This window comes from Martelella lutilitoris, from assembly GCF_016598595.1.
GTDB classification, from domain to species: Bacteria; Pseudomonadota; Alphaproteobacteria; order Rhizobiales; family Rhizobiaceae; genus Martelella; species Martelella lutilitoris_A.
The window spans coordinates 1,993,947-2,019,158 of sequence record NZ_CP066786.1 but is presented as its reverse complement, the minus strand read 5'-3'; the positions used below and the strand labels follow the sequence as shown (position 1 = coordinate 2,019,158).

The following is a 25,212-nucleotide window of genomic DNA, read 5'->3' as shown; positions in this document are numbered from 1 at the left end:
GTTGCGGACCTTGCTGTGTGCGACAACATTGCCCAAAAGGTGCGCGACATAACAATGAACAACGCATGCGAAATGCGGCTCTATGACGAGAGCAACGACCGGCTTTATATCAACCCGGCCGAACGGCAGCGGCTGATCGAGGCGGCAGAACAAACGGCTGATCTTCAGGCTGGCACGCTCTGTCTGACCCTTCTCTATACCGGCTGTCGGATATCTGAAGCGCTGGAGCTGACCGTTTTCTCAGTCCAGCCGGAATCGCGATTGATTTCGGTGCGCTGTCTCAAGAAGCGTAAACGGCATGTCATCCGGGAGATACCGGTGCCTCCTGCCCTGATTGCCCGGCTGGAACAGGTACACTCGGTCAGCCTGCGTCAAAAGACTGATACGCAAAATCCCTGGCTGTGGGCATCCCATGGCAGCCGGATCAATCGATCGACGGCCTATCGCTGGGTCAAACAGGTGATGCAGGAAGCCGGGATTGCCGGGCGGCATGCCAGCCCGAAAGGCTTGCGGCATGGCTATGGCATTCATGCGATCCGCTCAGGCATTCCCCTGCACATGCTCCGCAAGTGGATGGGGCACGCCTCCATGACCACAACCGCGATCTACGCCAGCGCTATCGGCCGAGAGGAAATCGAACTGGCAGATCGAATGTGGTGACAGAGTAGGTCAAAAATACTATCTAGCGGCCACATTTCTGGACACAATATCGGACACACTGAAAATACTGTTTGATTTTACCGTTTAATATCAATCTATTATGGATAGGCTACGTAAACTTTTAATCAGTAGGTCCAGGGTTCGAACCCCTGCGCGCTCACCAAATTCAGATAGCAATGAACCATTAATCGCGGCGAGCGACGGCAACGCGGAATTTTGACGCGTGACCATCCGGCTGGTCGGCGGCCGGTTTTTGAGAGATGGACTCTTTCGCCTTGCGGAACACAGTGAGAACAGATATAAACGTTCTGTATTTGTTTCGAAGGCAAGGGGTTGACGATGCTGACGCGCAAGCAACAGGAACTGCTTTATTTCATCCATGAACGGATGAAGGAGACAGGCATTCCCCCGTCCTTCGATGAGATGAAGGAGGCGCTTGATCTTGCCTCGAAGTCGGGCATCCACCGCCTGATCACGGCGCTCGAGGAGCGCGGCTTCATCCGCCGGCTTCCCAACCGGGCCCGGGCGCTTGAAATCCTGCGCATGCCGGAGAGCATGGGCGCGCAGCCGCCGCGCCGCGGTTTCTCGCCAAGCGTGATCGAGGGCAGTCTCGGCAAGACGCCGCCGCCGAAGCCGGCCGCCGGCGCTTCCGATAGCGGATCATCCGATATTCCCGTCATGGGACGGATTGCGGCCGGCGTCCCGATTTCGGCCATCCAGGAAAACACCCACGCCATTGCCGTCCCGTCCGAGATGCTGGGCACCGGCGAGCACTATGCGCTCGAGGTTCAGGGCGATTCGATGATCGATGCCGGTATTTTCGACGGCGACACGGTGATCATCCGCAACATCAACACTGCCTCCCCCGGCGATATCGTCGTCGCGCTCGTCAATGACGAGGAGGCGACGCTGAAACGGTTCCGCCGCAAGGGCGCTTCGATCGCGCTGGAAGCGGCCAACCCGGCCTATGAGACTCGGATTTTCGCCTCCGACCAGGTCAAGGTTCAGGGCAAGCTTGTTGGCCTGATCCGCCGCTACCACTGAAGAAGGCGAGCCGCGCGGGCAGCGTGATCGGCGCTGCATATGCCCCGGAGCGCCAGTCATAGAGGCGATGCCGGTTCCAGGGCCGTGCCACCGATGCGATTGCGGGAGTGATCGTAACCGCTATCTCGTTGCAGTTGGCGGGCGCGATGGCTTCGCCGCGCGCACCCGCGGGCCGGTTTTGGGCAAAGATTTCGGGATCACTGGCGTCCGGTGCAGGAACGGTCGCAGCTTCGCCGTTTGAGCTAGTGCGTTTCTGCCTTTCATTGACGCGCGGAACCGCTTTATCTGTCTGTTGTGATGCATTTTCGCGGACGTCAGGTGATTCCCTCTGACTGCCCGATGCGCTGGTCGGCCGCGCGGCTTCGTCGGCCTCTGCCCGTTGCGCAAGGTCCGGTTTCGGGCCGGCGCGCGGGCTATCCGTTGGGGCGGCGCCTGCATTGCCCGTCAATTCCGGATGGCTGTCCTCCCAGACGGTCCCTGGCGCGTCGTCGCCGATAACATAGTCAAAATCGCCGAATAGCCCGACGCGCGCATGTGCATTCATGTCCAGTGTTGCGGCAGGGCTGGATGGCTTTGCCTCATCCGGCGTTGCGCCGTCATCCGGTGGTTCGATTGTAAACCGCAGGGCGCCGGTCTGGCGGCGCATCGCCGGCGTCACCAGGAAACTGCCGGAACGGCAGGCCTCGAATCCCGGCCGGTAGACGCTGATGACGATATCGGCGCGGTCGCAGGCCGCGCCGGTGAGCGCGGGCCGGAAAACCTGGGCAACGCGGAGTGGTCGGGCCTGCGCCGACGCGCCTGAAAGCGCCGCCACGCACCATGCGTCTTTCTCGCAGATGAAGCGACCCGGCCGGGCGGCCGCGGCCGCGCTATCGGCTTCAAAAGCGGCGTTCGCCGCGCGCATCCGTTCCCTGTCAAGGCGCTCGAAACGATCGACCCCTTCGAGCAGGACCGCGACCCGTTCGCCTTCGACGGGAAGCGCTGCCGCCTTTATCGCGTAGGCGCTTCGCCACTGCTCGTAAATGAAGGCGGGCGGACGGCTCTTGCTGAGGGCGGCTGCGTTACCCGTCAGAAGCGCCAGCAGTGCGCCGTCCTCCGACACCAGCAGAACCGGCGCGCCATCCTCGCGCGGAAGGATGAGAAGGCTGAGGGCGAGCGTCATCGGCACGAGTCCCGTCAAGCGGAGGCGCGTGCGCAGCAGCACCAGCAGCATGAATCCGGCAAGGAACAACAGCAGGAAGCCGGGCGGCATCGCGCCCGTCTCGAAGGCGCCGCCGAGACCGTCCACCCATTTCGCGATCCCGATCACCCAGTCCAGGCCGAGCCCCATGGCCAGGAGAAACGGCGCATGCAGGCCGAGGGGCATGGCCAGCATGGCGAGAAGCCCCGCCGGCATGACGAGGAAGGTGACGATCGGCATGGCCAGCAGATTGCCGAGGAGGCCGTAGCCGGCCACGCGCTGGAAATGGGCCATGGCGATCGGAGCGGTCGAAAGCCCTCCGATCAGCGCGGTCATCACGATGCCGGATGCGGCCAGAAGGATGATCCGCGCCAGGGCATGCGGCTTGAAGCCGCCCTCCCCGGCATGCCGCTTCTGCCAGAGACTGTAGCCCGCGATCAGCGCCAGCGTCGCGGCAAAGGACATCTGCATGCCGGGTCCGATGGCTTCCGACGGCGACACGGCCAGTATCGCAAGAGCGGCGAGCGCGACATTGCGCAGGCTGATCGCCGGTCGGTCGGCCACCGCCGCGGCCAGCATGATGGCGAGCATGATGAAGGCGCGCCGCGCCGAGACCTGCATCCCGGAGATCGCGAGATAGAAGGCCGCGGCGAAAATCGCCGTAAGCGCCGCCAGTTTCTTCGTGGCGACCGCCTCGGCGGCTTTCGGCGAGAAGGACAGGACCAGCCGCAGCGCGGAAAAGAAGATGCCGGCGGCAAGCGCCATGTGCAGGCCCGAAATGGCGATCACATGGGCAAGGCCTGCATTGCGCAGGGCATCCAGCGTCTCGTCGCTCATCGCCCGCCGCTGTCCGGTGATGATCGCATTGGCGAAGGCGCCGGACTCGCCCGGAAGCACGGCGCGGATTCTTGAAGCGATCGAATCGCGCAGACTTTCGATCCAGCGGCCGGCGGCATCTCCGGCGGATTGGGCGATCCCCTGTTGCGGAAGCGACGCGGGTGCCGGCAACGGCTGCGGGGCGCCGTAGAGGAAACCGACCGCGCCGATACCGTCGAAATAGGAGAGAAACCCGAAATCGACCAGACCGGGCAGCGCCGGGCCGGACGGCGGGGAAAGACGCGCGACGCCGGTCATCGCGCCGCCGATCCCGACCGGCGGCGACTTGCCGCGGGCCACAAGCGTGACCCGCTCCGGCGCACGGCGGATCGCCGGCTCTTCCGTTGCAAGGACCCGCACGACATAGCGCCATCCGCTGTCGGTCGGCTCGCGCGCCTCGACGAGGCCGGTGAGGCGCGTGGTTACGGGCGAATCCAGCATGACCGTCGAAAGTCTGAGGACCTCGAACTGCGCGAACACCGCGCCCGTCAGGAATGCCGCGGCAAGGCCGGCCGCAAGCCTTCCCGCCGGTCGCCCATGCCGCAGCATCGACCACGAAAGGACGGCAATTGCCCAATAGAGCAGCAGGCCCCAGAACGCAGGCGATACAGGCCTCGAAAACCACCATGCCGCGCCGAATGCCATCAACAGCGGGACAAACAGAAAGGCCCGGCCGAAGGCGAGTTCCTCGCCAGCAAGCGCGACAAAACGCCCCACCGGTCGTTGCGGACCGGCATAAGCGCTCCGGTTGTACGGCAAGGCACGGAATGGCCGCCTCAAACGGCGGCGGGCATGCCCCTTCCAGCGGCCGCCCCTTCCGCCGGGGCGGCGTTCCAGGCCTTCAGATTGCTCCCGTTCCTCTTCCATTCCGCCCGCCCGCGTGCAACGTCCGGTATCGTGTATCCGGTCGCAATGAAATGCAACGTTGCAGGCGGAGACGGTCGGCAAATTTTCCTTTTCAGATCATGAAAAAACTTGCTAAACGCAATTATAAATCATCAATTGCACCGCAACATGAACCGTTCAGCGGCTTGGCAGCGGCGCATCGATCCTATACCTAGTTCATACCTTTGCTCGTGTATCTCACGCGTGTCGCGCTGGAAGATTTGGAGGATAGCATGACGGAAACTGGCAAACTCATCTTGGACGGACAGGAACTGGAACTGAACGTCGAAGCAGGCACCTTCGGTCCAAAAGTGCTCGACATCGCCTCGCTCTACAAACAGTCGGGCATGTTCACATACGACCCTGGCTTCACCTCAACCGCGTCGTGCAAGTCCACGATCACCTACATCGACGGCGACCAGGGCGTGCTGCTGCATCGCGGCTATCCGATCGACCAGCTGGCCGAAAATGCGGACTTCCTGGAAGTGTGCTATCTGCTGCTGTTCGGCGAGCTGCCGACGGCAACGCAGAAGAAGGATTTCGACTTCCGCGTCACCCACCACACGATGATCCATGAACAGTTGACGCGGCTCTTCACCGGCTTCCGCCGCGATGCCCATCCGATGGCTATCATCTGCGGCGCGGTCGGTGCCATGTCGGCATTCTACCACGACTCGATCGACATCTCGGACCCCTACAAGCGCGAGATCGCCAGCATCCGGATGATCGCGAAGATCCCGACGATCGCGGCGATGGCCTACAAGTACCATGTCGGCGAACCCTTCGTTTACCCGCGCAACGACCTCGACTATGCGGCGAATTTCCTGCACATGTGCTTCGCCACGCCGTGCGAGGAATACAAGGTCAACCCGATCCTGTCGCGCGCCCTTGACCGCATCTTCATCCTGCATGCCGACCACGAGCAGAACGCTTCGACCTCGACCGTGCGCCTCGCCGGTTCTTCGGGCGCGAACCCGTTCGCCTGCATCGCGGCCGGCATAGCCTGCCTCTGGGGCCCGGCGCATGGCGGCGCCAACGAGGCTGCGCTCAACATGCTCGAGGAAATCGGCTCCGTTGACCGCATTCCCGAATACATCGCCCGCGCAAAGGACCGCGACGACCCCTTCCGCCTGATGGGCTTCGGCCACCGCGTCTACAAGAACTATGATCCCCGCGCCAAGATCATGCAGAAGACCTGCCACGAGGTTCTGGGCGAGCTCGGCATCAAGGACGATCCGCTCCTCGATGTGGCCATGGAACTGGAAAAGATCGCGCTGACGGACGAGTACTTCATCGAGAAGAAGCTCTATCCGAACATCGACTTCTATTCCGGCATCACGCTGAAGGCGCTCGGCTTCCCCACCACCATGTTCACCGTGCTGTTCGCCCTTGCCCGCACGGTCGGCTGGATCGCCCAGTGGAACGAGATGATCGAGGATCCGGAACAGCGCATTGGCCGTCCGCGCCAGCTCTACACGGGGGCCGCCGAACGCGATTTTGTGGCGATCGCCGATCGCTGACAGCGCGCTTCGAGAACGCGCAGAAACGTCGAAGGCCGGTCCATGTGACCGGCCTTTTGTGTATCGTGCTCCGAGCGGATAACGTCTTTTTTGGGCGGGGATCGGGAGCGACGGAAGCAAGGCGGAGGTGAGGCCGAGCGGGGAAAGGCGCTCCCAAGCGGAAGCGCTCGATCCCCGCAGGGCTACTCGGCCAGCATGCTCTCCAGCCGCTGGGCCTCGGCGCCGGGCACGCGGATGTCAAGGGTAACGGAGCCATCCTCAAGGTCGCGGCGCGCGTCAACGATCGCGTGTTCGTAGATCCACGGCAGAAGATGAAGCCTGTCCGGCGAAAGCATGATGGTCGTTTCGGTGAGAACGCCCGCCAGCCGCGCCGCGATCTGTTCCACGAGCGCATCGACGCCCTCGCCGGTCACGGCAGAAACGCCCATCACCGCATCGCTGGCAGCCGCCCGCGCCATCAGCGCGTCGTGCTCTTCGCTCTCAAGAAGGTCAAGCTTGTTCCAGACCTCGATGATCCGCTCGTTCTGCGCCTTTTCGTCAATGCCGAGTTCGCCGAGAATGCGCAGCACGTCGTCGGACTGCGCATCGCGCGCGGGATCGGCCATGTCGCGCACATGGAGTATCAGGTCGGCCTCCAGCACCTCCTCCAGCGTCGCGCGGAAGGCAGCGACGAGATGGGTCGGAAGGTCGGAGATAAAACCCACAGTGTCGGACAGGATGACGGTGCGTCCATGCGGCAGCTTCATGCGCCTCAGCGTCGGATCAAGCGTGGCGAACAGCATGTCCTCGGCCAGCACCCCTGCCCCGGTGATCCGGTTGAACAGGGTTGATTTTCCGGCGTTGGTATAGCCGACGAGCGCCACAATCGGATGCGGCACCTTCTTGCGCTTGGAGCGATGGAGCTTTCGCGTGCGCACCACCTGCTCAAGCTCGCGCTCCAGCTTGGTGATCCGTTCGCGCAAGAGCCTCCGGTCGGCCTCGATCTGGGTTTCGCCGGGACCGCCCATGAAACCGCCGCCGCCGCGCTGGCGCTCCAGGTGCGTCCAGCTTCTGACAAGGCGGCCGCGCTGATAGTTCAGATGCGCAAGCTCGACCTGCAGTCGTCCCTCCTTGGTGGAGGCGCGCTCGCCGAAGATTTCGAGAATGAGCCCGGTTCGGTCGATGACCTTGGCCACCCATTCCTTCTCGAGATTGCGCTGCTGAACGGGGGAAAGCGGATGATCGACGATGACGAGGCCGATGTTGCGTGCATCGAGCAGTTCGTCGATTTCCTTGATCTTCCCGGTCCCGATCAGCGTCGCCGGACGCGGTTCGTTGACCGTGACGATCTCGGAGGCAACGACATCGAGCCCGATCGCGCGGGCAAGGCCGACGGCCTCCTGCAGGCGGCTTTCGGGCGCGCGCGACGTCGCTTCGCCCTCGCTGCCGCGCTGCGCCTTGATGACCGGAACGAGAACCAGCGCCCGGGATGAATCCCGGTTCTCATACTCGCTTTCAGGAAAGAATGTATCGGTAATGGAAGATCACCAGATCAGGAGGCGTTGTCGTCGTTCTCGAACATCTGCACCGGCTGGCCAGGCATGATCGTCGAGATCGCATGCTTGTAGACCAGCTGGGAATGCCCATCGCGACGCAACAAAACGCAGAAATTGTCAAAAGACGTGACAACACCCGTCAGTTTTACCCCGTTGATGAGAAAAATCGTGAGCGAGATCTTCTGCTTGCGGACAGTATTGAGAAAAAGATCCTGCAAATTCTGAGAACGTTCCGCCATGGCGCCGCTTCTTTCTTACTCTTGCCGGCCAGCGGCCGGTGCCCACCTCATATGCGTTGCTTCCAAAGCATGGAAACAACCAGTCAGGCCTTGGTGGTAGCAAATTGACAAGGCTTCCGCAACGGCGAAAACCGATCGCTCGCCGCGACGCAACGCCGTACGCACCCGGAATGTCAGAAATACTGGATCGAGACCCTGAACAGCTGTTCCACATGACGCACGGCGGAGGCCACGGCGAACAGGATGACACGGTCATGCGGCTTGATCTTCAGATCGCCGGTCGGGCGCAGGATCGCATTGCCGCGATAGACGGCGCCGATGCGGATGCCCTCCGGCAGATCGAGATCGCGGAACGGCGTTCCGACCAGCGGTGACGTCGTCAGCGCTTCCGCCTCGATCACCTCGGCCGCTCCCTTCTGCACGGCATAGACCGAGCGGATACGCCCCTTGCGGACATGCTGGAGCACGCGCGAGATGGTGACGGCGCGCGGGTTGATATAGGCATCGATCCCCAGCGACTTGGTCACCTCGTGGAAGGACGGATTGTTGAGCAGCGCCAGATTCGACTTGCAGCCGAGCTGTTTGGCGATCACCGAGGCCAGGATATTGGTCTGGTCGTTATTGGTGAGGGCGACCATCAGATGCGCGTCGGGTACGTCGGCCTGGATCATGATGTTCTGATCGAGCGCCGATCCCTGCAGCACGATGCCGTGGTGCAGCGCATCGGAGACGGTGATGGCCTTTTCGCGGTCGAGCTCGATCATTTTCAGCCGCGTCTTGGGCTGCAGTTCCTCGATCGACTTGGCCACGAAGAAGCCGATATTGCCGCCGCCGGCGATCACGATCCGCCGCGCCTCCTGCTCCTCATGTCCGAAAAGCGCCAGAGTGCGGCGGATATGCTCCTGCTCGCAGACGACATAGACGAGATCGCCGGCGAGAATCTGGTCCGTCGAGTGCGGAATGATCACTTCCTCGTCGCGGTAGATCCCGGTCACGGTTGCGTTCAGATCGGGAAACAGCTGGCTCAGCTGCATCAGCGGCGTGTTCAGAACCGGGCAGTCGTCATTGCATTCGACCGCCAGCATCGCGATCTTCTCATCGGCAAAACGCACGATATCGGTCGCGCCCGGAAAGGAAATGCGCCGCAGCACCATCTTGCCGACCTCGACTTCCGGCGAGATCGTCACGTCGATCGGCATGTGGTCGCGCGAGAAAAGATCCGAATAGTGCGAATGCAGATAGCTCTGCGAGCGGATGCGGGCAATCTTGGTCGGCACGTTGAACAGGGAATGGGCCACCTGGCAGGCCACCATGTTGATCTCGTCGTGCAGCGTCACGGCGATGATCATATCCGCCTGGTCTGCGCCGGCCTTGGCCAGCACGTCCGGATGGGCGCCGTGGCCGACATAGCCGCGCACGTCGAGCAATTCGGTAATGGCGGCGATCAGCGAGGCTGACGTATCGATGACGGAGACATCGTTATATTCCTGGGAAAGACGTTCGGCGATGCCGAATCCGACCTGGCCCGCGCCGCAGATAATGATTTTCATCAGGCCCCTCTGGGGTTTTGGAGTTCCGGTGGCTCAGCGGACCGCAATCTGCCCGGTTTTCCGTCAAATGCCAAGGGACTTCAGCTTGCGGTGCAATGCCGAGCGTTCCATGCCGACGAACTCGGCGGTCCTGGAAATATTACCGCCGAAACGGTTGATCTGGGCCATCAGGTAGTCGCGTTCGAAGCGCTCGCGCGCCTCCCTGAGGGGCAGCGTCATGATATGGGCGTCGCCCGAGGTCTGGATCTGCGGCAACACGTCGGAAAGGTCCGCAGGCAGCAGTTCGGCGCCGATCGGCTGGGCGGCATCCTCCTCGCGCGAGAGGATCAGCAGGCGCTCCAGATTGTTGCGCAACTGGCGGATATTGCCGGGCCAGTCATGCGCCTGGAGGATGGCCATGGCATCATCGCCGATCCGGCGCTGGCGGATGCCCGCCTGCTCGCAAAGCTGGCGCATGATGAAGTCGACGAGGAAGGGAATGTCCTCCCGCCGCTCGGAAAGCGCGGGGATGCGCACCGGCACGACGGCGAGGCGGTGGAAAAGGTCCTGGCGGAACAGGCCATCGTCGATGCGCGCCCTGAGATCGAGCGCGGTCGATGACAGGATCCGAACATCGACCGAAACCCGCCGGCTTCCGCCGACGCGCTCGAACTGCTGGTCGATCAGAACGCGCAGGATCTTCTTCTGCGTTTCGAGCGGCATTTCGCCGATCTCGTCGAGGTAGAGCGTGCCGCGATGGGCGCGCTCGAGTGCGCCGGTCTTGCGGCTCCGCCCGCCGCCCGGCTCGACGCCGAACAGTTCTGTCTCCATGTTCTCCGGCGTGATCGCAGCGGCATTCAGCGCCACGAAGGGCGCTTCGGCGCGCTGGCTCTTCCTGTGCATCAGCCGCGCGACGATCTCCTTGCCGGAGCCCGAACCGCCGAAAATCATCACGCGGCTGTTGGTCGGCCCAACCTTGTCGACGGTCTGGCGCAGTTGCGAGATCAGCAGCGAAGAGCCGACGAGCTCGTCCGGATCGCCGCTCTTGCGCTTCAGCTCCTGGACTTCCGACTTCAGCCGCGAATTCTCCAGTGCCCGCTCGGCAATCAGCACCAGCCGGTCGGCCTTGAACGGCTTTTCGATAAAATCGAAGGCGCCGCGCTTGATCGACGAGACCGCGGTCTCGATGTTGCCGTGGCCGGAGATCATCACCACGGGCAGGTCGGGATAGCGCTGCTTGATCTCTTCCAGGAGCGCCAGCCCGTCCAGCCGGCTGCCCTGCATCCAGATGTCGAGAAAGATCAGGCGCGGCACGCGGTCGGCGATCGCGGCGAGCGCGCTGTCGCTGTCATGGGCGACGCGCGCCTCATGCCCTTCGTCGGAAAGGATGCCCGAGACGATATCACGGATATCCGCCTCGTCGTCGACGACGAGAATATCAGAGGCCATCTTGTTCTTCCTTGTCTGTTTCCTCGCGCGCGCGTTCGCCGTCATGGACATGCGGCAGTTCCACGCGGATCATCGCGCCCCTTCCCCCGGCAAAATCCGCCGGAGCGTCATGGAGTTCAAGCTTGCCGCCATGTTCCTCGATGATCTTGCGAACGATCGCGAGACCGAGCCCGGTGCCTTTCTCGCGCATGGTAATATAGGGTTCAAGGATCATGTGACGGTTTTCGACGGGCAGGCCCTTGCCGTTGTCGATGAAATCGATGACGTAGCGATCCCGCGCCCTGTCGAACTCCGCGCGCACAAGGATTTTTCGCTCTCCGTCAAACTCCGTTACCGGAACGCTTTCAACGGCTTCCACGGCGTTTTTCAGAATGTTTCCGAAGGCCTGACCAAGCATCCTGTCATCGAAGAGCCCCTCAAGCGGCGCATCGCCGAGTTCGCGCAGGAAGGTGATGTCGGTCCGCCCGATCTCCAGCAGGAACACGGCGTCGGAGAGAATCCGGCGCAGGTCCCCGGCCGTTTTGGAGGGTTTGGGCATCCGCGCGAAAGATGAGAACTCATCGACCATGCGGCCGATATCGCCGACCTGGCGGACGATTGTATCAGTACACTGGTCGAAAACCTTCCGGTCTTCCTCGTCCTCGATCTTGCGACCAAAGCGGCGCTTGATGCGCTCGGCGGAAAGCTGGATCGGGGTCAGCGGGTTCTTGATCTCGTGGGCGATGCGGCGGGCGACATCCGCCCAGGCCGTGGAGCGCTGGGCAATGATCAGATCGGTGATGTCATCGAGCGTAATGACATAGGAATTCGAGGCGTTGCGGCTGTCCTCGCGCGTCACCTGAACCGAGAGCGTGCGCTCCTTTCCGAGCCGGAGCAGATTGATCTGGCGCCGGAAATTCTGCCGGCGGCGGCGCATCGCCGCCGTCATAACCATGTCGATCTCCGGCGATATGTCGACGAGCTTGCGGCCGATCAGCTCGTTGCCCTTCACGGCCAGAAGCTCTTCCGCCGAAATGTTGACGATGGTGATGGTGCGGCTGTCATCGACGCCGATCACGGCGGCCGTCACGCCCGACAGCACGGCCTCGATGAAGCGCCTGCGGTCGTCCACCTCGTCCTTCGCCAACAGGATTTCGCGCTGCTGCGCCCGGATCTCCGCGATCATCTTGTTGAAGGTGCTCGACAGCCGGCCGACATCGCCGTCGATGGTGCGCACCGGCACGGCGACCTTCATATCGCCGGACGCGACCTGGTCGGCGGCGCCGATCAACAGGCGGATCGGCAACACGATGCGGTCGGCGACGGCGATGCCGGTCCAGATCGCGGCGAGCAGCACGATCAGAGCAAAGCCGAGATAGAGCACGCCGAAGGCCACCTGGATCGAGAAACGCCCCTCCTCCATGGTCGAGTATTCGGAGACATTGTCCTCGATCATCCGCATCGCGCCCATGACGTTGGGATCGACCGCGCGCACGGTGTAGAGAAGGCTGTCGGGAATAGCTTCGAGCGCGATGATCGCGCCGACGAGGTTGGTATCCCCCGGCGGAATCAGCGTCGGCGTGCCGGACGCCGCCTTTTCCAGCGCATCCTCCGGTATGTCCGGCAGCACCGTCTCGTCGCCCAGATCGGCCTGCGCGATGACGCTGCCATCGTCACGCATCAGGAAGGCGCCGAGCATGCCGCGTCCGCGCGCCTGGCGGGTCATCAGGTCGGCAAAGCCGGTCCGGTCAAGAAAGTAGAGCGACCTGTTCCGCTCCAGATCATTGCCCATGGAGAGCGTCTGCCCCTGCAGATAGCTCGCATTCTCCATCATGTAGGCCTGGGCGACATTCAGCGAAGACTGGACGATCGACTGGGTGCGCAGCGCGAACCAGCGGTCGAGGCCGGCATTGAGCGTCAGCGTCGCGAAGATCGCCACGACGATCGCCGGCGTCACCGCCACGATCGAAAACAGAGCGACGATGCGGATGTGGAGTTGCGCCGCAGCGCGTCCGCGCTTTCGCGCTTTCAGCAAGCGCACGACCTCGCGGCTGATCAGGAAGATCATTGCGAGCACGAAGATCGAGTTTGCCGCGACCAGTCCGACGACGACCCTGCCGGTCGGCTTGATCGGGGTCAGACCCAGCAGGACGAAAAGTGAAACGAAGGCGGTGACGAGCGCGCCGACGACAAGGAACATGCCGGGGGACTTCAGAATGGCGCGCGCACCGCCGCCGCCATAGGCCGCGTCGCCGCCCGGCGCGCCGTCATCATCGGGCTGCGCCCGGAACAAAACCTCTGCCTTGCCGTCGTCTGCTGTCATGCCTGCCGATCTCAAACGCCCTCTCGCCGAAGGACGGCGAAAGCGCTCAAGGGCACACGCGGAAAAGCTGAACGCCACCCGTGCGATTCCATCCCTTGGAGAAGGATATGCAACAGAATGTGGCACAAATGCAACGGAAAGCTGGCCGGAAGGCCGCCATCACCGCATTGTCAGGACGAGCTGCGCGAGCTGCGGTAGACCGAGACGCCGAGCTCGCGGATTTTCTTGCGCAAGGTGTTTCGGTTGAGGCCGAGAAGATCGGCCGCGCGGATCTGGTTGCCGCGCGTGGCCGTCAGTGCGGCGAGGATCAGCGGGTACTCGACCTCGTTCAGCACCCGCTCGTAAAGCCCCGGCGGCGGCAGGCTCTCGCCGAAGCTCGCGAAATAGCTGCGCATGTTCTCCTCGACGGCCTGGGCAATGGTCGGCATCCCGGTTCTGACCTGCGCGCCCTCGGCGGGGGCATCCGGCTGGTCGGCCTGCAGCTCCTGCTCGACGATCTCCCGGGTGATGACGTCCTGGGGATAGAGCGCCATCAGCCGGCGCACGAGATTTTCAAGCTCGCGCACATTGCCCGGCCAGGGATAGGCCTTCATCGCATCGATCGCCGCCTGCTCGAACCGTTTGCCGCCAAGGCCCTCGACCTCGCCCTCGTTGACGAAATGACGGACAAGATCGCCGATATCCTCGGCGCGTTCGCGCAGCGGCGGCAGGCGCAACGGCACCACGTTGAGGCGATAGTAGAGGTCCTCGCGGAAAAGGCCCTGGTGGATCGACTGCTTGAGATCCTTGTTGGTGGCGGCAACGATGCGCACATCCGTGCGGATCGGCGTGCGGCCGCCGACCGTGGTGTATTCGCCCTGCTGCAGCACCCGCAGCAGCCGCGTCTGCGCGTCCATCGGCATGTCGCCGATCTCGTCGAGGAACAGCGTGCCGCCCTCGGCCTGCTCGAACCGGCCGGAGGAGCGGGTCTGCGCGCCGGTGAAGGCGCCCTTCTCGTGGCCGAAGAGTTCCGACTCGATCAGGTCGCGCGGGATTGCGGCCATGTTGATGGCGACGAAGGGGCCGTTGCGGCGCTTGCCATAGTCATGCAGCGCGCGCGCCACAAGCTCCTTGCCAGTGCCGGATTCGCCGGTGATCATCAGCGTCAGGTCGGTCTGCATCAGGCGGGCGAGGACGCGGTAGATCTCCTGCATGGCGGCCGAGCGGCCGACAAGCGGCATGCCGTCCTGCATGTCGTCGCCGAGCGGGGCCGGCTTGCGCTTCGGTTCCGACAGCGCCCGACCGACAATGGCGATCAGCTCCGTCAGATCGAAGGGCTTGGGCAGATAGTCATAGGCGCCCTTTTCCGAGGCGCGCACCGCCGTCATGAAAGTGTTCTGCGCGCTCATGACGATCACCGGCAGTTCCGGACGCGACTTCTTGATGCGCGGCAGAAGATCGAAGGCGTTCTCGTCCGGCATGACCACGTCTGTCAGCACCAGGTCGCCCTCGCCGGACGAGACCCAGCGCCACAGGGTCGCGGCATTGGAGGTGATACGGACATCGTAACCGGCGCGGCTCAGCGCCTGGTTCAGCACGGTGCGGATGGCTGCGTCATCATCTGCGACAAGGATCGTTGCTGTCATTGTTCTTTTTCCGTTTTCGGGTCGGCCTCGGCGGGCAGGACATCCTTGGAAACCGGCATGAGGATCCTGAATGTCGTGCGGCCGTTCATGTTCTCGCATTCGATGATCCCGCCATGGGCGCCGATGATCTTGGCAACCAGGGCAAGGCCCAGCCCCGTGCCGTTCGGCTTCGTGGTGATGAAGGGATCGAACAGATGCGGCATAAGATCGGGCGGGACGCCCGGACCATTGTCCTGCACGCAGAATTCGAGCGGCAGGGATATCTTTTCCCGCGTTCCCGCGACCGACATGCGGATGCCGGGCCGGTAGGCCGAAGTCAGGATGATCTCGCCGTCCGGCTTGTCGACCACGGCCTCCGATGCATTCTTGATCAGGTTCAGGAAAACCTGAACCATCTGGTCGCGGTTGGCGAAGATCAGCGGCAGGGACGGGTCATACTCCTCGGTGATCTTGATGTTGCGGGCAAAGCCCGCCTTGGCCAGCGCCTTCACATGGTCGAGCACGGAATGGATATTGAGCGGCACGCGGTCGATCGGCCGCTCGTCGGAAAATACTTCCATGCGGTCGACCAGCGAGACGATCCGGTCGGATTCGTCGCAGATCAGCCGCGTCAGGGCCCGGTCCTCGTCGCTGGCATTGGTTTCCAGAAGCTGCGCCGCCCCGCGAATGCCGGAAAGCGGGTTCTTGATCTCGTGCGCCAGCATGGAGGCAAGCCCCGTCACCGAGCGGGCTGCGGCGCGGTGCACGAGCTGCCGGTCGATCTTGTCGGCCATGGAGCGGACCTGGAAGACGAGGACGACGGAGCCCTCCTCGCCGACCGGCGCGACATAGATATCCACCAGCTTGTCCTGGCCGAGGCGCGGCGAGGACAGGTCGACGCGGTACTCGTTGACCGGCGCGCGGCGCTCGCGCACCTGCGAAATGAGGGCCAGAAGCGGGCTGTCGAAGGGAATGAAATCGGAGAGCGCCTTTTTCGCAAGATGCGCGGCGCTCGCCCCGAAAAACACTTCGGCCTCCCAGTTGGTGTAGGAAATGCGGCCGTTCTCCTCGATCAGAACGACGGGGTTCTGGATCGCGTTCAGCACTTCGAGCGCGACCATTTCCGCGGCCTTGCGCATGCCGCCAGCATCGGTGGTCATGCGGCGTTCCTTTCTCCGTCCGTGCGCGTCAGCAGACCTGTCAGCCGGCTGATGACGCGATCGGGATTTGTCTCTGTCATGATATGTGCTCTTTCGGCGCCGTCGATACCGGGGGCGAGTCGGTCGAGATACCAGCCGAGATGCTTGCGCGCATGGCGCACGCCCACATCCTTACCGTAAAACGACAGCATGTCCTGGTAGTGTTCAAGCGCGGTTTCGATCTTCATCGCCAGCGGCGGGTCGCCGGCGCCGGCGAGGATCCCGGCGTGCCAGGGCCGCCCCTGGCACGCCCGCCCGACCATGACGGCGGTGATGCCGGGACGCGTCAGGAGGTATTCGACATCGCCGCGACTTTCGATATCGCCGTTGGCGATGAACGGCACCTTGACGACCTCCGCGACAGCGACAACCGCGTCCCAGTCGGCGCTGCCCTTGTAGAACTGCATGCGCGTGCGACCATGCACGGTGATCGCCCTTGCGCCCGCGGCTTCGGCGCGGGCGGCGAGATAGCGGGCATTCATACTCTCATGATCCCAGCCAAGCCGCATTTTCACCGTTACCGGCACGCTGACGGCGGCGACCGTTGCCTCGATGATGGCAAGCGCGCGTTCGGGCTCGCGCATCAGCGCGGAGCCGGTGTAGCCGCCGACGACCTTCTTGGCGGGGCAGCCCATGTTGATGTCGACGATGTCGGCGCCATTCGATTCGGCAATCCGCGCGGCCTCGGCCATGAAATCGGGATCGCGGCCGGCAAGCTGCACGACATGCGGCTTCAGCCCCGCCCCCTTCAGGCGCGCCCAGCTTTCGGCGGTGTTGAACGTCAGTTCGCGACTTGCGATCATCTCGGTAACGACCAGGCCGGCGCCGAAGCGAAAGGCGAGCTTTCGGAACGGCAGATCGGTGACGCCGGACATCGGCGCCAGAATGACGCGGTTACGGATCCCGACATTGCCGATGGCGAAAGAATCCGATGGATCAGGATGGGACAAATGGCTATCTTTCATGCAGCACATCATATTGCCCTATTTTTAGACAAGTCGGTACTCTTTGCCAAGCGATTTCGCCGGCAACTTACAAAATTTAGGCATATGCTGGAAAATTGGTGCAATCCGGGTAAGTTCGCGCCAACCGGAAACGAGTCACAGGTACATATCTGATCATGACAGCAGGCAAAAGCTTCAATCCCGGCATTGTCGTGGTCGCCGCGGGTCGCGGAGAACGGGCCGGAACATCGAAGGAAGGGCCGAAACAATATCGTCCCATCGGCGGTAGCCCCGTGATTTCACACACGCTTTCCGGTTTTGCCGAATGGGGCGGGGCAACCGCCGGCATTGTCGTGGTCATTCATCCCGATGACGAGGCGCTCTTCCGCGACGCTCTGTCGCATGTGCTCAAGGCCGAGAACATCCGCTTCGTGCATGGCGGCGCAACCCGTCAGCAGTCTGTTCTGTGCGGTCTCAGGGCGCTCGAGCCGCAGACCCCCAGCCATGTGCTGATCCATGACGCCGTGCGTCCGTTCTTCGATGCCGCGCTGATCGAGCGCATCTGCGCTGCGCTGAAAGCCGGCGACACCGCCGTTCTGCCGGCCATTGCCGTCGCCGATACGCTGAAACAGGCGGACGCCCGCCACATGGTGGCCGGAACAGTACCGCGCGCCGGGCTCTTTGCCGCCCAGACCCCGCAGGCCTTTGATTTCGACACGATCTACGCCGCCCACAAAAGGGCGGCCGAGGAAGGCCGGCTCGATTTCACCGATGACGCCGGCATTGCCGAATGGGCGGGCCTTGGCGTGCGCCTGGTGGACGGGCTTGCCGACAATGTGAAGCTGACCTTCCGGAGGGATATCGCCATGGCCGATGAAAAGCTTTCGCGCAATCCGATTGCCGATATCCGCACCGGCAACGGCTATGACGTGCACAAACTGGTGCCCGGCGACGGCGTAACGCTCTGCGGCGTGCGCATCCCCAATGACATGACGCTATCAGGCCATTCGGATGCCGATGTCGCCTTTCACGCGCTGACCGATGCGTTGCTTGCCACCTGCGGCGAAGGCGATATCGGCGATCATTTTCCGCCGTCCGACCCCCAATGGAAAGGCGCGGCCTCGAATATCTTTCTGGCGCATGCGGCGAAGATCGTGCGCGGCCATGGCGGCGTCATCCTCAATGCCGATGTCAGCCTGATCGCCGAGGCGCCCAAGATCGGTCCGCATCGCCAGGCGATGCGCCGCGCGATCGCCGACTGCCTCGGCATCGATCTGTCCCGCTGTTCGGTCAAGGCGACCACCAACGAAACCATCGGCTTTGTCGGTCGCGGCGAAGGCATTGCCGCGATTGCGACGGCAAGCGTCAGCTACGGAAACATGCGATGATCAACGCGGATATCGAGGAACGGGCGAGGCTCCTGATCGAGCGCTGCACCAGGGCCGGCAAGACGATTGCCACGGCGGAAAGCTGCACGGGCGGCCTGATCATCGGCGCGCTGACCGATATTGCCGGCTCGTCTGCCGTTGTCGATCGGGGCTATGTGACCTACTCGAACCAGGCGAAGATCGACATGCTCGGCGTCAGCGCCGAAACGCTGGCAACGGCCGGTGCGGTCTCGCGCGAAACGGCGCTGCAGATGTCGGCCGGCGCGCTCTGGCGTTCCGGCGCCGATCTCGCCGTTGCCGTGACCGGAATTGCCGGACCGAGCGGCGGTTCGGCCGAAAAGCCCGTCGGTCTCGTCCATCTTGCTGCCCGCGATCGTTGGGGCCACCTGCATCACATCGAAAGCCGCTATGGCGACATCGGCCGCGACGGCATAAGGATCGCCACGGTACAGACCGCGCTCGGCATGCTGGAAGGGCTTATTCAGTCGTAGATCTTGTCGGCCCGGGCCTCGAAGGCCTCGGAGAACTTGCGGAAGGCCCGGTCGAACATCGAGCCCATCATCGCCCCGAGGATTCGGTTCTTGAACTCGTAATTGATGTAGAACTGCACGGCGCAGGCATCCTCGCCCTCGGGCTGGAAATGCCAGCAATTGTCGAGAAAGCGGAATGGTCCGTCCACATAGCTGACATCGATCCGGCGTTCGTCGTTGTTCAGCAGCACCTGGGTGGTGAAACTCTCGCGGATTCCCTTGTAGCCGACCGTCATGTCGGCGATCAGCAGAGTCTTGCCGTCCTTTTCCCGCGACGAGCGCACCGACAGCGCCTCGCACAGGGGCAGGAATTCAGGATAGCGCTCGACATCGGCAACAAGGGCGAACATCCGGTCGGCGGAGTGGTGGACATGTCGTGTAGTCTTGAACTCGGGCATGGTTTTCAGCTAATGGCCCGCGCCCGAAAGCGCAAGCAATTCGTTCACCGCGCGGTGCGATTTCAACACGCAGACCGGCACGCCCGCTCCGTTCAACTCGATCACGCGCTCCATTTTCGGTGCGGTCAGCCTGTTGAAATTCCAGATATAGCGCAGAAAGGCGAAGTCAATCCGCTCGGGGCACCCCGGCGCCATATCGACTCTGACCTCGCCATAGGAACCGGCTATGCGCTTCATCGCGCCGAAAAGACTGACCAGTCGCGGCGGCGCAAGCCAGAGCACAAGGTCGGCGCGCCTGAGACGCAGCGGCATCGTCTCGGTATTGTTGCCGTCAAACACCCAATCATCGCCATCGGCGTACGCCGCGACGCTGGCGACGATATCGGACCGCTCCCGCATCACCCAGCCGGGCAGCCAGAAGACATCGCGATCCATGGAGACGTAGGGCAGATCGAACCGGGCGCAGATCCGGCGCGAAAGCGTTGACTTGCCGCTTCCCGAACAGCCGATCACCATGATGCGCCGCGCGGTGTGCAAAAGCACGGCGGCTTCCCTGACGGCGATCTGTCTCATGAACTCCCCCAACAAAGGAAAAGGGGTATACAACCCGCCTGCAACCCAGACAAGCCCTTGATCATGTTAGGGTTAAGGCGGACGCCGCCGGCAGAGGGGTCGGCCCCCTGCTCTATTCCGCTGCCAGCTGGGCTAGTTTCTTCGCCCGGTTCTCACGCAACCGCGCGAAGTCTTCGCCGGCGTGGTGGGAGGAGCGCGTCAGCGGGCTGGAAGAGACCATCAGGAAGCCCTTTGTATAGGCGACCGTCTCGTAGGACTTGAACTCTTCCGGCGTCACGAAACTGACCACGCGATGGTGCTTGCGGGTCGGTTGGAGGTATTGCCCGATGGTGAGGAAATCGACATCCGCCGTCCTTAGATCGTCCATCAGCTGCAGAATCTCGTTCCGCTCCTCGCCGAGCCCGACCATGATGCCGGACTTGGTGAACATGTTGGGATCGAGTTCCTTCACACGCTGCAACAGCCGGATCGAGTGGAAGTAGCGCGCGCCGGGGCGAACGGTCAGGTAGTTCGACGGCACGGTTTCCAGATTGTGGTTGAAGACGTCCGGACGGGCGGCCACCACGCGCTCCAGCGCGCCGGGTTTGCGCAGGAAGTCCGGCGTCAGCACCTCTATCGTGGTCGATGGCGACGCCGCGCGGATGGCCAGGATCACCTTCTCGAAATGCTCCGCACCGCCGTCGGCGAGATCATCGCGGTCGACGGAGGTGATGACGACATGGCTCAGGCCCATCTGGCTGACGGCCTTGCCGATGTTCTCCGGCTCATCCGGATCGAGCGCGCCGGGACGGCCCGTGGAGACGTTGCAGAAGGCGCAGGCGCGCGTGCAGATCTCGCCCATGATCATGAAGGAGGCATGCTTCTTGTCCCAGCACTCCCCGACATTGGGACAGCCGGCTTCCTCGCAGACCGTGACGAGCTTGTTCTCCTTCACGATGCCGCGGGTTTCCTGATAGCCCTTCGAGGTCGGCGCCTTCACCCGGATCCAGTCCGGCTTGCGCATCACCTCCGTGTCCGGCCTGTGCGCCTTTTCCGGATGACGGACCCTTTTGGGGGCATTGCCTGTCGTATCGAGAAGCGTAACCATTGCTTATCCTTGCGTGCCGCCGAGCCCGGAGGCCCGGACGGCTTCTCATGCAAACTCTTGTCAGCGCTTTATCAGGCGCCCGACCCAGATCAGGATCACCGCGCCGATGAAGCCGGCGATGAGGTAGCCGAGCCAGCCGCCGAGGGCAATGCCGAACAGGCCAAGAATGGCGTTCGCGACAATGGCCCCGACAATGCCGAGGATAATGTTCATGATGACGCCCATCTTGGACTCCATGAACTTCTCGGCAAGCCAGCCTGCGATGCCGCCGATGACGATGGCGGCGATCCAGCCTACACCCTGTTCTTCCATGAAATGCGCTCCCTTCTCTTTTCAGTGTTGAGGCAGGCCTCCTTCGGGCCTGCCCGGCCACCATAAAGGAATCACGCGTTCAGTGCACGCCCATAAGCATCCAGCACGCTTTCCTTCATCATTTCCGACAGCGTCGGGTGCGGGAAGATCGTGTGCATCAGCTCTTCCTCGGTGGTCTCGAGGTTCATCGCGACGACAAAGCCTTCGATCAGTTCGGTCACTTCCGCGCCGACCATATGGGCGCCGAGAAGCTCGCCGGTCTTCTTGTCGAACACCGTCTTGACCATGCCCTGGTCCTCGCCGAGCGCAACTGCCTTACCGTTGGCGACGAAGCTGTAACGGCCGACGCGGACGTCATAGCCGGCTTCCTTGGCCTTGGCTTCCGTCAACCCGACAGAGGCGACCTGCGGATTGCAATAGGTGCAGCCGGGGACCTTGCGCTTGTCGAGCGGATGGACGTTCTTTTCGCCCGCCAGCTTCTCGACGCAGATGACGGCCTCGTGCTCGGCCTTGTGGGCGAGCATCGGCGGGCCGGCGACGTCGCCGATGGCATAGATGCCGTCAACATTGGTCTTGCAATAGTCGTCGATGACAATGCAGCCGCGATCGGTCTTGATGCCGAGCTTTTCCAGCCCGATATTCTCGATATTGCCCTGGACGCCCACGGCCGAGATCATCCGGTCGGCCGTGATCTTCTCGACCTTGCCGTCCTTGGTCTCCACATGGGCGGTGACGTTGTCGCTGCCTTTCTCCACCTTGGAAACCTTGGCTTCCAGCATGATCTTGACGCCGCGCTTTTCCAGCCGCTTCTGGGCGAATTTGGCGATCTCGGCATCTTCGACCGGCATGACCTGCTTCATCACTTCGACCACCGTCACATCGACGCCGAGCGAACGGTAGAAGGAGGCGAATTCGATGCCGATCGCGCCCGAGCCCATGACCAGCAGCGACTTCGGCAACTTCGCCGGCTTCAGCGCGTCGAAATAGGTCCAGATCAGCTTGCCGTCGGGCTCGATGCCCGGAAGCGCGCGCGGACGGGCGCCGGTCGCGACGATGATATGCTTGGCCGAATAGGTGCCGGCGCCGAGCGCATTCTTCGGCTTCGGCGCCTGCGGCTCGACGATCTTCTTCTTGACCTCGGAAACGGTGACTTCGCCGGGCTTCGACAGCGTTGCCTCGCCCCAGATGATGTCGACCTTGTTCTTCTTCATCAGGAAGCCGACGCCGGCATTCATCCGCTCGGCAATGCCGCGCGAGCGCTTGACGATGGCTTCGAGGTCCGCCTTCACCGAACCGTCGACGGAAAGGCCGTATTCCTTGGCATGGGCGGTGAAGTCGAGAATCTCGGCGGAGCGCAGCAGCGCCTTGGTGGGAATGCAGCCCCAGTTGGAGCAGATGCCGGCCATGTGCTCGCGCTCGACCACGGCCGTCTTGAGACCAAGCTGCGCCGCGCGGATTGCTGCGATATAGCCGCCAGGACCGGCGCCGATGACAATGACATCATAGTTCTGGGACACGGGGCTCATCTCCTTTGCGAGGAGCCGGGCGGCTGCCCGGCCCGATTGAGGGGGATGCCGCGTCTCTTACGCGCTCAGCATCCCGTATATTTCATCTTTCAGAACCATTCGGCGCTTGCGCATCACTTCCATATGCGCATCGTCGGTCGGTTCGATCTTCGTTTCCGCGCGATGAACCGCGCGGTTTACCTCGTGATATTCGTCAAGCAACCTGGCAAAGCGCGGATCCTCGACTTTCAACGCATGCATCCTGTCGACCAGATCCGGGAATTCATCGGCCAGTTCGTGTGGGGTATTCGACATTGGACAGTTCCTCCTGTGATTGAAGACGATATCCAACGCTAAGCTTTGCCGGGTCCTGCTCCTTGATTCCTGTCAAATCCGATGTCGATCACAGACCGAGCATCATGCGCACCATCGGCTCGAGACCCCGGCCGATCGCCCTTGTGTTTTCCGCATCCAGATGAACGCCGTCGATCGGGCTTGCCCGGGCGACCGAGGCCGTATCGTAAAAGCCGCACCCCAGGTCATCGGCGATTTCGCTGTAATAGGTCGAGAGCATCTGCGATTGCTCGACAACCCCCTGCAGAAACCCCATGCCGGTATCGTTCGCCGTGGGCACCGCATGCGGCGGCGAGACCACGAGAATGTCCGGGGCATCATCTCCGAAGGAATAGGGATGCGAACGGACGATCTCGATCAACCGCTTGAGGCCGCTGCGCGCGCCGAACGCGCCGCCGCCCGTCCAGGGCTTCAGGTCATTGGTGCCAAGCATGATGATGACGAGATCGAGCGGCGTATGGCTGGCGAGAAGCGTCGGCAGAACACGCACGCCGTTGCGGTCGGCCGCCGCTCCGTGATCGTCATAGGCCGTGGTGCGGCCGCCGAGCGCTTCGCAGAGGACGTGAACGCCCTCGCCCAGAGCCTTCTGCAGCACCATCGGCCACCTGTCCTCATGGGCATGCCGGCCGTTTCCGACCGGATCATGCCCGAAGGTCAGGGAATCACCGTAGCACAGGACAGTTTTCATGACGCATCATCCCTGTACAAGACCTGTCAGACCAGCATCGATATCGGGTTTTCGATATAGCCCTTGAACGAGGCCAGGACCCGGGCCGCCAGCGCGCCGTCAACGCAGCGGTGGTCGGTCGAAAGGGTCACAGACATCATCGTCGCGATGGTGATCTCGTCGTTCTTGACCACGGCCCGCTTTTCGCCCGCGCCGACCGCGAGGATCGAGGCGTGCGGCGGGTTGACGACGGCCGCGAAATCCTTGACGCCCATCATGCCCATGTTGGAGACCGCCGTGGTGCCGCCTTGATATTCGGCCGGCTTCAGCTTCTTCTCCCTGGCGCGCTTGCCCATGTCCTTCATCTCGTTGGAGATGACGGACAACGGCTTTTCCTCGGCCTTGCGGATGATCGGCGTGATCAGTCCGCCCGGAATGGAAACGGCAACGCCGACGTCCACATGCTTGTGCACGACCATGTTGCTCTCCGTCCAGGAGACATTGGCTTCCGGAACATCTCGCAGCGCCAGAGCCATGGCCTTGATCACCATGTCGTTGACCGAGAGCTTGTAGACCGGCTTCTCGTCCTTGACGGGCGCTGCCTTGTTGAGCTGGCTGCGGAGCGCCAGCAGCGCCTCCAGTTCGCAATCCACCGTCACATAGAAATGCGGGATGGTCTGCTTGCTTTCCTGCAGGCGTTTGGCGATCGTCTTGCGCATGCCGTCATGCGGCACGAGTTCGTAGGAGCCTTCCTCGAACAGCTTGAGGATGGCGTCTTCCGACTGGGCCTGCGGGATGGGTGCGGCGGCAGCCTTCTCGCCGGCGGGCGCTTCCGCCTTCGGCGCGGCCTTGCCGGCGCCCTCGCTGACGGCCTTTTCGATGTCGCGCTTGACGATGCGGCCGTGCGGGCCGGAGCCGGAAAGGGCTGCAAGATCAAGCCCCTCTTCCTTGGCCAGACGACGGGCGAGCGGCGAGGCGAAGATGCGCTCGCCGTCGGCCTTGGGTGCCGCCGGGGCCTCGGGTTCGGGAACCGGGGTGTCGGACGAGGGGATGCCGCCCTTGGCGACAGCATCCCCGGTCTTCTCTTCCTTCGGCGCCTCGGCCTTGGCTTCCTGCTTGGGCTCTTCCCTGGCGGCCGGCGCGGCATCGCCACGGTCCGCCGCCTTGGCGGCTTCGGCGGCGTCTTCGCCTTCTTCGGCAAGGATCGCGATCAGCGCATTGACCTGCACGCCCTCAGTGCCTTCCGGCACCACGATCTTGGCGACCGTGCCCTCATCGACGGCTTCGACTTCCATCGTCGCCTTGTCGGTTTCGATCTCGGCGATCACATCGCCGGCCGAAACGCTGTCGCCTTCCTTCACCAGCCATTTGGAGAGGTTGCCCTCCTCCATGGTCGGGGAAAGCGCCGGCATCGTAATCTTGATCGGCATCG

At 62.9% G+C, this 25,212-nt stretch carries 22 protein-coding genes; 5 read left to right on the top strand and 17 right to left on the bottom strand.

The annotated features are described in order from the left end of the window. The first annotated feature begins 15 nt into the window (after nucleotides 1–15). On the top strand, nucleotides 16–660 hold the full coding sequence (locus JET14_RS09545) for a tyrosine-type recombinase/integrase (RefSeq protein ID WP_246750587.1): 645 nt from the start codon (nucleotides 16–18) through the stop codon (nucleotides 658–660). Nucleotides 661–999: 339 nt separating this feature from the next. After that, nucleotides 1,000–1,704, top strand: coding sequence for a transcriptional repressor LexA (lexA, locus tag JET14_RS09540; protein ID WP_200337798.1), 705 nt, complete (start codon nucleotides 1,000–1,002; stop codon nucleotides 1,702–1,704). Here lexA and JET14_RS09535 read toward each other — a convergent pair. After that, a complete protein-coding gene (locus JET14_RS09535) occupies nucleotides 1,658–4,477 on the bottom strand; it encodes a ComEC/Rec2 family competence protein (RefSeq protein ID WP_200337797.1) in 2,820 nt (939 codons plus the stop codon). The genes lexA and JET14_RS09535 overlap by 47 nt on opposite strands. 401 nt (nucleotides 4,478–4,878) lie before the next feature. On the opposite strand from JET14_RS09535, the gene gltA reads away from it, so the two are divergent. After that, nucleotides 4,879–6,165, top strand: a complete 1,287-nt coding sequence (gltA, locus tag JET14_RS09530) for a citrate synthase (RefSeq protein ID WP_200337796.1) — start codon at nucleotides 4,879–4,881, stop codon at nucleotides 6,163–6,165. 182 nt (nucleotides 6,166–6,347) lie between these two features. Here gltA and hflX read toward each other — a convergent pair whose 3' ends face one another. From hflX to dusB, 8 genes are all read right to left on the bottom strand, one after another. Then, nucleotides 6,348–7,682 carry a GTPase HflX gene (hflX, locus tag JET14_RS09525; protein ID WP_200338051.1) on the bottom strand — a complete coding sequence of 445 codons (1,335 nt, stop codon included), beginning with the start codon at nucleotides 7,680–7,682 and terminating at the stop codon, nucleotides 6,348–6,350. 14 nt (nucleotides 7,683–7,696) lie between these two features. Next, nucleotides 7,697–7,939 carry an RNA chaperone Hfq gene (gene hfq / locus JET14_RS09520; RefSeq protein WP_024706884.1) on the bottom strand — a complete coding sequence of 81 codons (243 nt, stop codon included), beginning with the start codon at nucleotides 7,937–7,939 and terminating at the stop codon, nucleotides 7,697–7,699. Nucleotides 7,940–8,112: 173 nt separating this feature from the next. Continuing rightward, a complete protein-coding gene (trkA, locus tag JET14_RS09515) occupies nucleotides 8,113–9,489 on the bottom strand; it encodes a Trk system potassium transporter TrkA (protein WP_024706883.1) in 1,377 nt (458 codons plus the stop codon). Nucleotides 9,490–9,552: 63 nt separating this feature from the next. Beyond that, the gene (locus tag JET14_RS09510) at nucleotides 9,553–10,917 is read right to left on the bottom strand and encodes a sigma-54-dependent transcriptional regulator (protein ID WP_200337795.1); all 1,365 of its coding nucleotides are present in this window, start codon (nucleotides 10,915–10,917) and stop codon (nucleotides 9,553–9,555) included. Further along, nucleotides 10,907–13,219, bottom strand: a complete 2,313-nt coding sequence (locus tag JET14_RS09505; RefSeq protein WP_200337794.1) for a sensor histidine kinase NtrY-like — start codon at nucleotides 13,217–13,219, stop codon at nucleotides 10,907–10,909. Before JET14_RS09505 ends, JET14_RS09510 begins: the two co-directional genes overlap by 11 nt. A gap of 170 nt (nucleotides 13,220–13,389) precedes the next feature. Then, nucleotides 13,390–14,844 carry a nitrogen regulation protein NR(I) gene (gene ntrC, locus JET14_RS09500; RefSeq protein ID WP_024706880.1) on the bottom strand — a complete coding sequence of 485 codons (1,455 nt, stop codon included), beginning with the start codon at nucleotides 14,842–14,844 and terminating at the stop codon, nucleotides 13,390–13,392. Next, nucleotides 14,841–15,983, bottom strand: a complete 1,143-nt coding sequence (locus JET14_RS09495; protein ID WP_200337793.1) for a two-component system sensor histidine kinase NtrB — start codon at nucleotides 15,981–15,983, stop codon at nucleotides 14,841–14,843. Before JET14_RS09495 ends, ntrC begins: the two co-directional genes overlap by 4 nt. Next, entirely contained in the window at nucleotides 15,980–16,996 is a 1,017-nt protein-coding gene (dusB, locus tag JET14_RS09490; protein WP_200337792.1) for a tRNA dihydrouridine synthase DusB, read from the bottom strand. Before dusB ends, JET14_RS09495 begins: the two co-directional genes overlap by 4 nt. A 146-nt stretch (nucleotides 16,997–17,142) precedes the next feature. Here dusB and JET14_RS09485 point away from each other — a divergent pair, with 146 nt between their 5' ends. Together JET14_RS09485 and JET14_RS09480 are read left to right on the top strand one after the other, a co-directional pair. Continuing rightward, nucleotides 17,143–18,354: a bifunctional 2-C-methyl-D-erythritol 4-phosphate cytidylyltransferase/2-C-methyl-D-erythritol 2,4-cyclodiphosphate synthase gene (locus JET14_RS09485; RefSeq protein WP_200337791.1), complete on the top strand. Its 1,212-nt coding sequence runs from the start codon at nucleotides 17,143–17,145 to the stop codon at nucleotides 18,352–18,354. After that, a complete protein-coding gene (locus tag JET14_RS09480; RefSeq protein ID WP_200337790.1) occupies nucleotides 18,351–18,845 on the top strand; it encodes a CinA family protein in 495 nt (164 codons plus the stop codon). Before JET14_RS09485 ends, JET14_RS09480 begins: the two co-directional genes overlap by 4 nt. Here the strand turns inward: JET14_RS09480 and JET14_RS09475 are convergent. The 8 genes from JET14_RS09475 to JET14_RS09440 all read right to left on the bottom strand — a co-directional run bounded on the left by JET14_RS09475 (nucleotide 18,836) and on the right by JET14_RS09440 (nucleotide 25,210). Next, a complete protein-coding gene (locus JET14_RS09475) occupies nucleotides 18,836–19,282 on the bottom strand; it encodes a type II toxin-antitoxin system RatA family toxin (RefSeq protein ID WP_024710188.1) in 447 nt (148 codons plus the stop codon). The genes JET14_RS09480 and JET14_RS09475 overlap by 10 nt on opposite strands. Nucleotides 19,283–19,291: 9 nt before the next feature. Next, complete coding sequence (locus JET14_RS09470) at nucleotides 19,292–19,855, bottom strand: AAA family ATPase (RefSeq protein ID WP_200337789.1); 564 nt, start codon at nucleotides 19,853–19,855, stop codon at nucleotides 19,292–19,294. A 112-nt stretch (nucleotides 19,856–19,967) separates the two neighbouring features. After that, a complete protein-coding gene (gene lipA, locus JET14_RS09465) occupies nucleotides 19,968–20,942 on the bottom strand; it encodes a lipoyl synthase (RefSeq protein WP_024710186.1) in 975 nt (324 codons plus the stop codon). Between the two features lie 60 nt (nucleotides 20,943–21,002). After that, on the bottom strand, nucleotides 21,003–21,254 hold the full coding sequence (locus tag JET14_RS09460; protein ID WP_200337788.1) for a GlsB/YeaQ/YmgE family stress response membrane protein: 252 nt from the start codon (nucleotides 21,252–21,254) through the stop codon (nucleotides 21,003–21,005). A 71-nt stretch (nucleotides 21,255–21,325) separates the two neighbouring features. Further along, entirely contained in the window at nucleotides 21,326–22,771 is a 1,446-nt protein-coding gene (gene lpdA / locus JET14_RS09455) for a dihydrolipoyl dehydrogenase (RefSeq protein ID WP_200337787.1), read from the bottom strand. A gap of 66 nt (nucleotides 22,772–22,837) precedes the next feature. Then, nucleotides 22,838–23,074, bottom strand: coding sequence for a YdcH family protein (locus JET14_RS09450; protein WP_200337786.1), 237 nt, complete (start codon nucleotides 23,072–23,074; stop codon nucleotides 22,838–22,840). 88 nt (nucleotides 23,075–23,162) lie between these two features. Next, nucleotides 23,163–23,801 (bottom strand): SGNH/GDSL hydrolase family protein, encoded by a 639-nt coding sequence (locus JET14_RS09445; RefSeq protein WP_200337785.1) that lies wholly within the window; start codon nucleotides 23,799–23,801, stop codon nucleotides 23,163–23,165. A 26-nt stretch (nucleotides 23,802–23,827) separates the two neighbouring features. Beyond that, entirely contained in the window at nucleotides 23,828–25,210 is a 1,383-nt protein-coding gene (locus JET14_RS09440; protein ID WP_200337784.1) for a pyruvate dehydrogenase complex dihydrolipoamide acetyltransferase, read from the bottom strand. Between the last annotated feature and the right edge of the window lie 2 nt (nucleotides 25,211–25,212).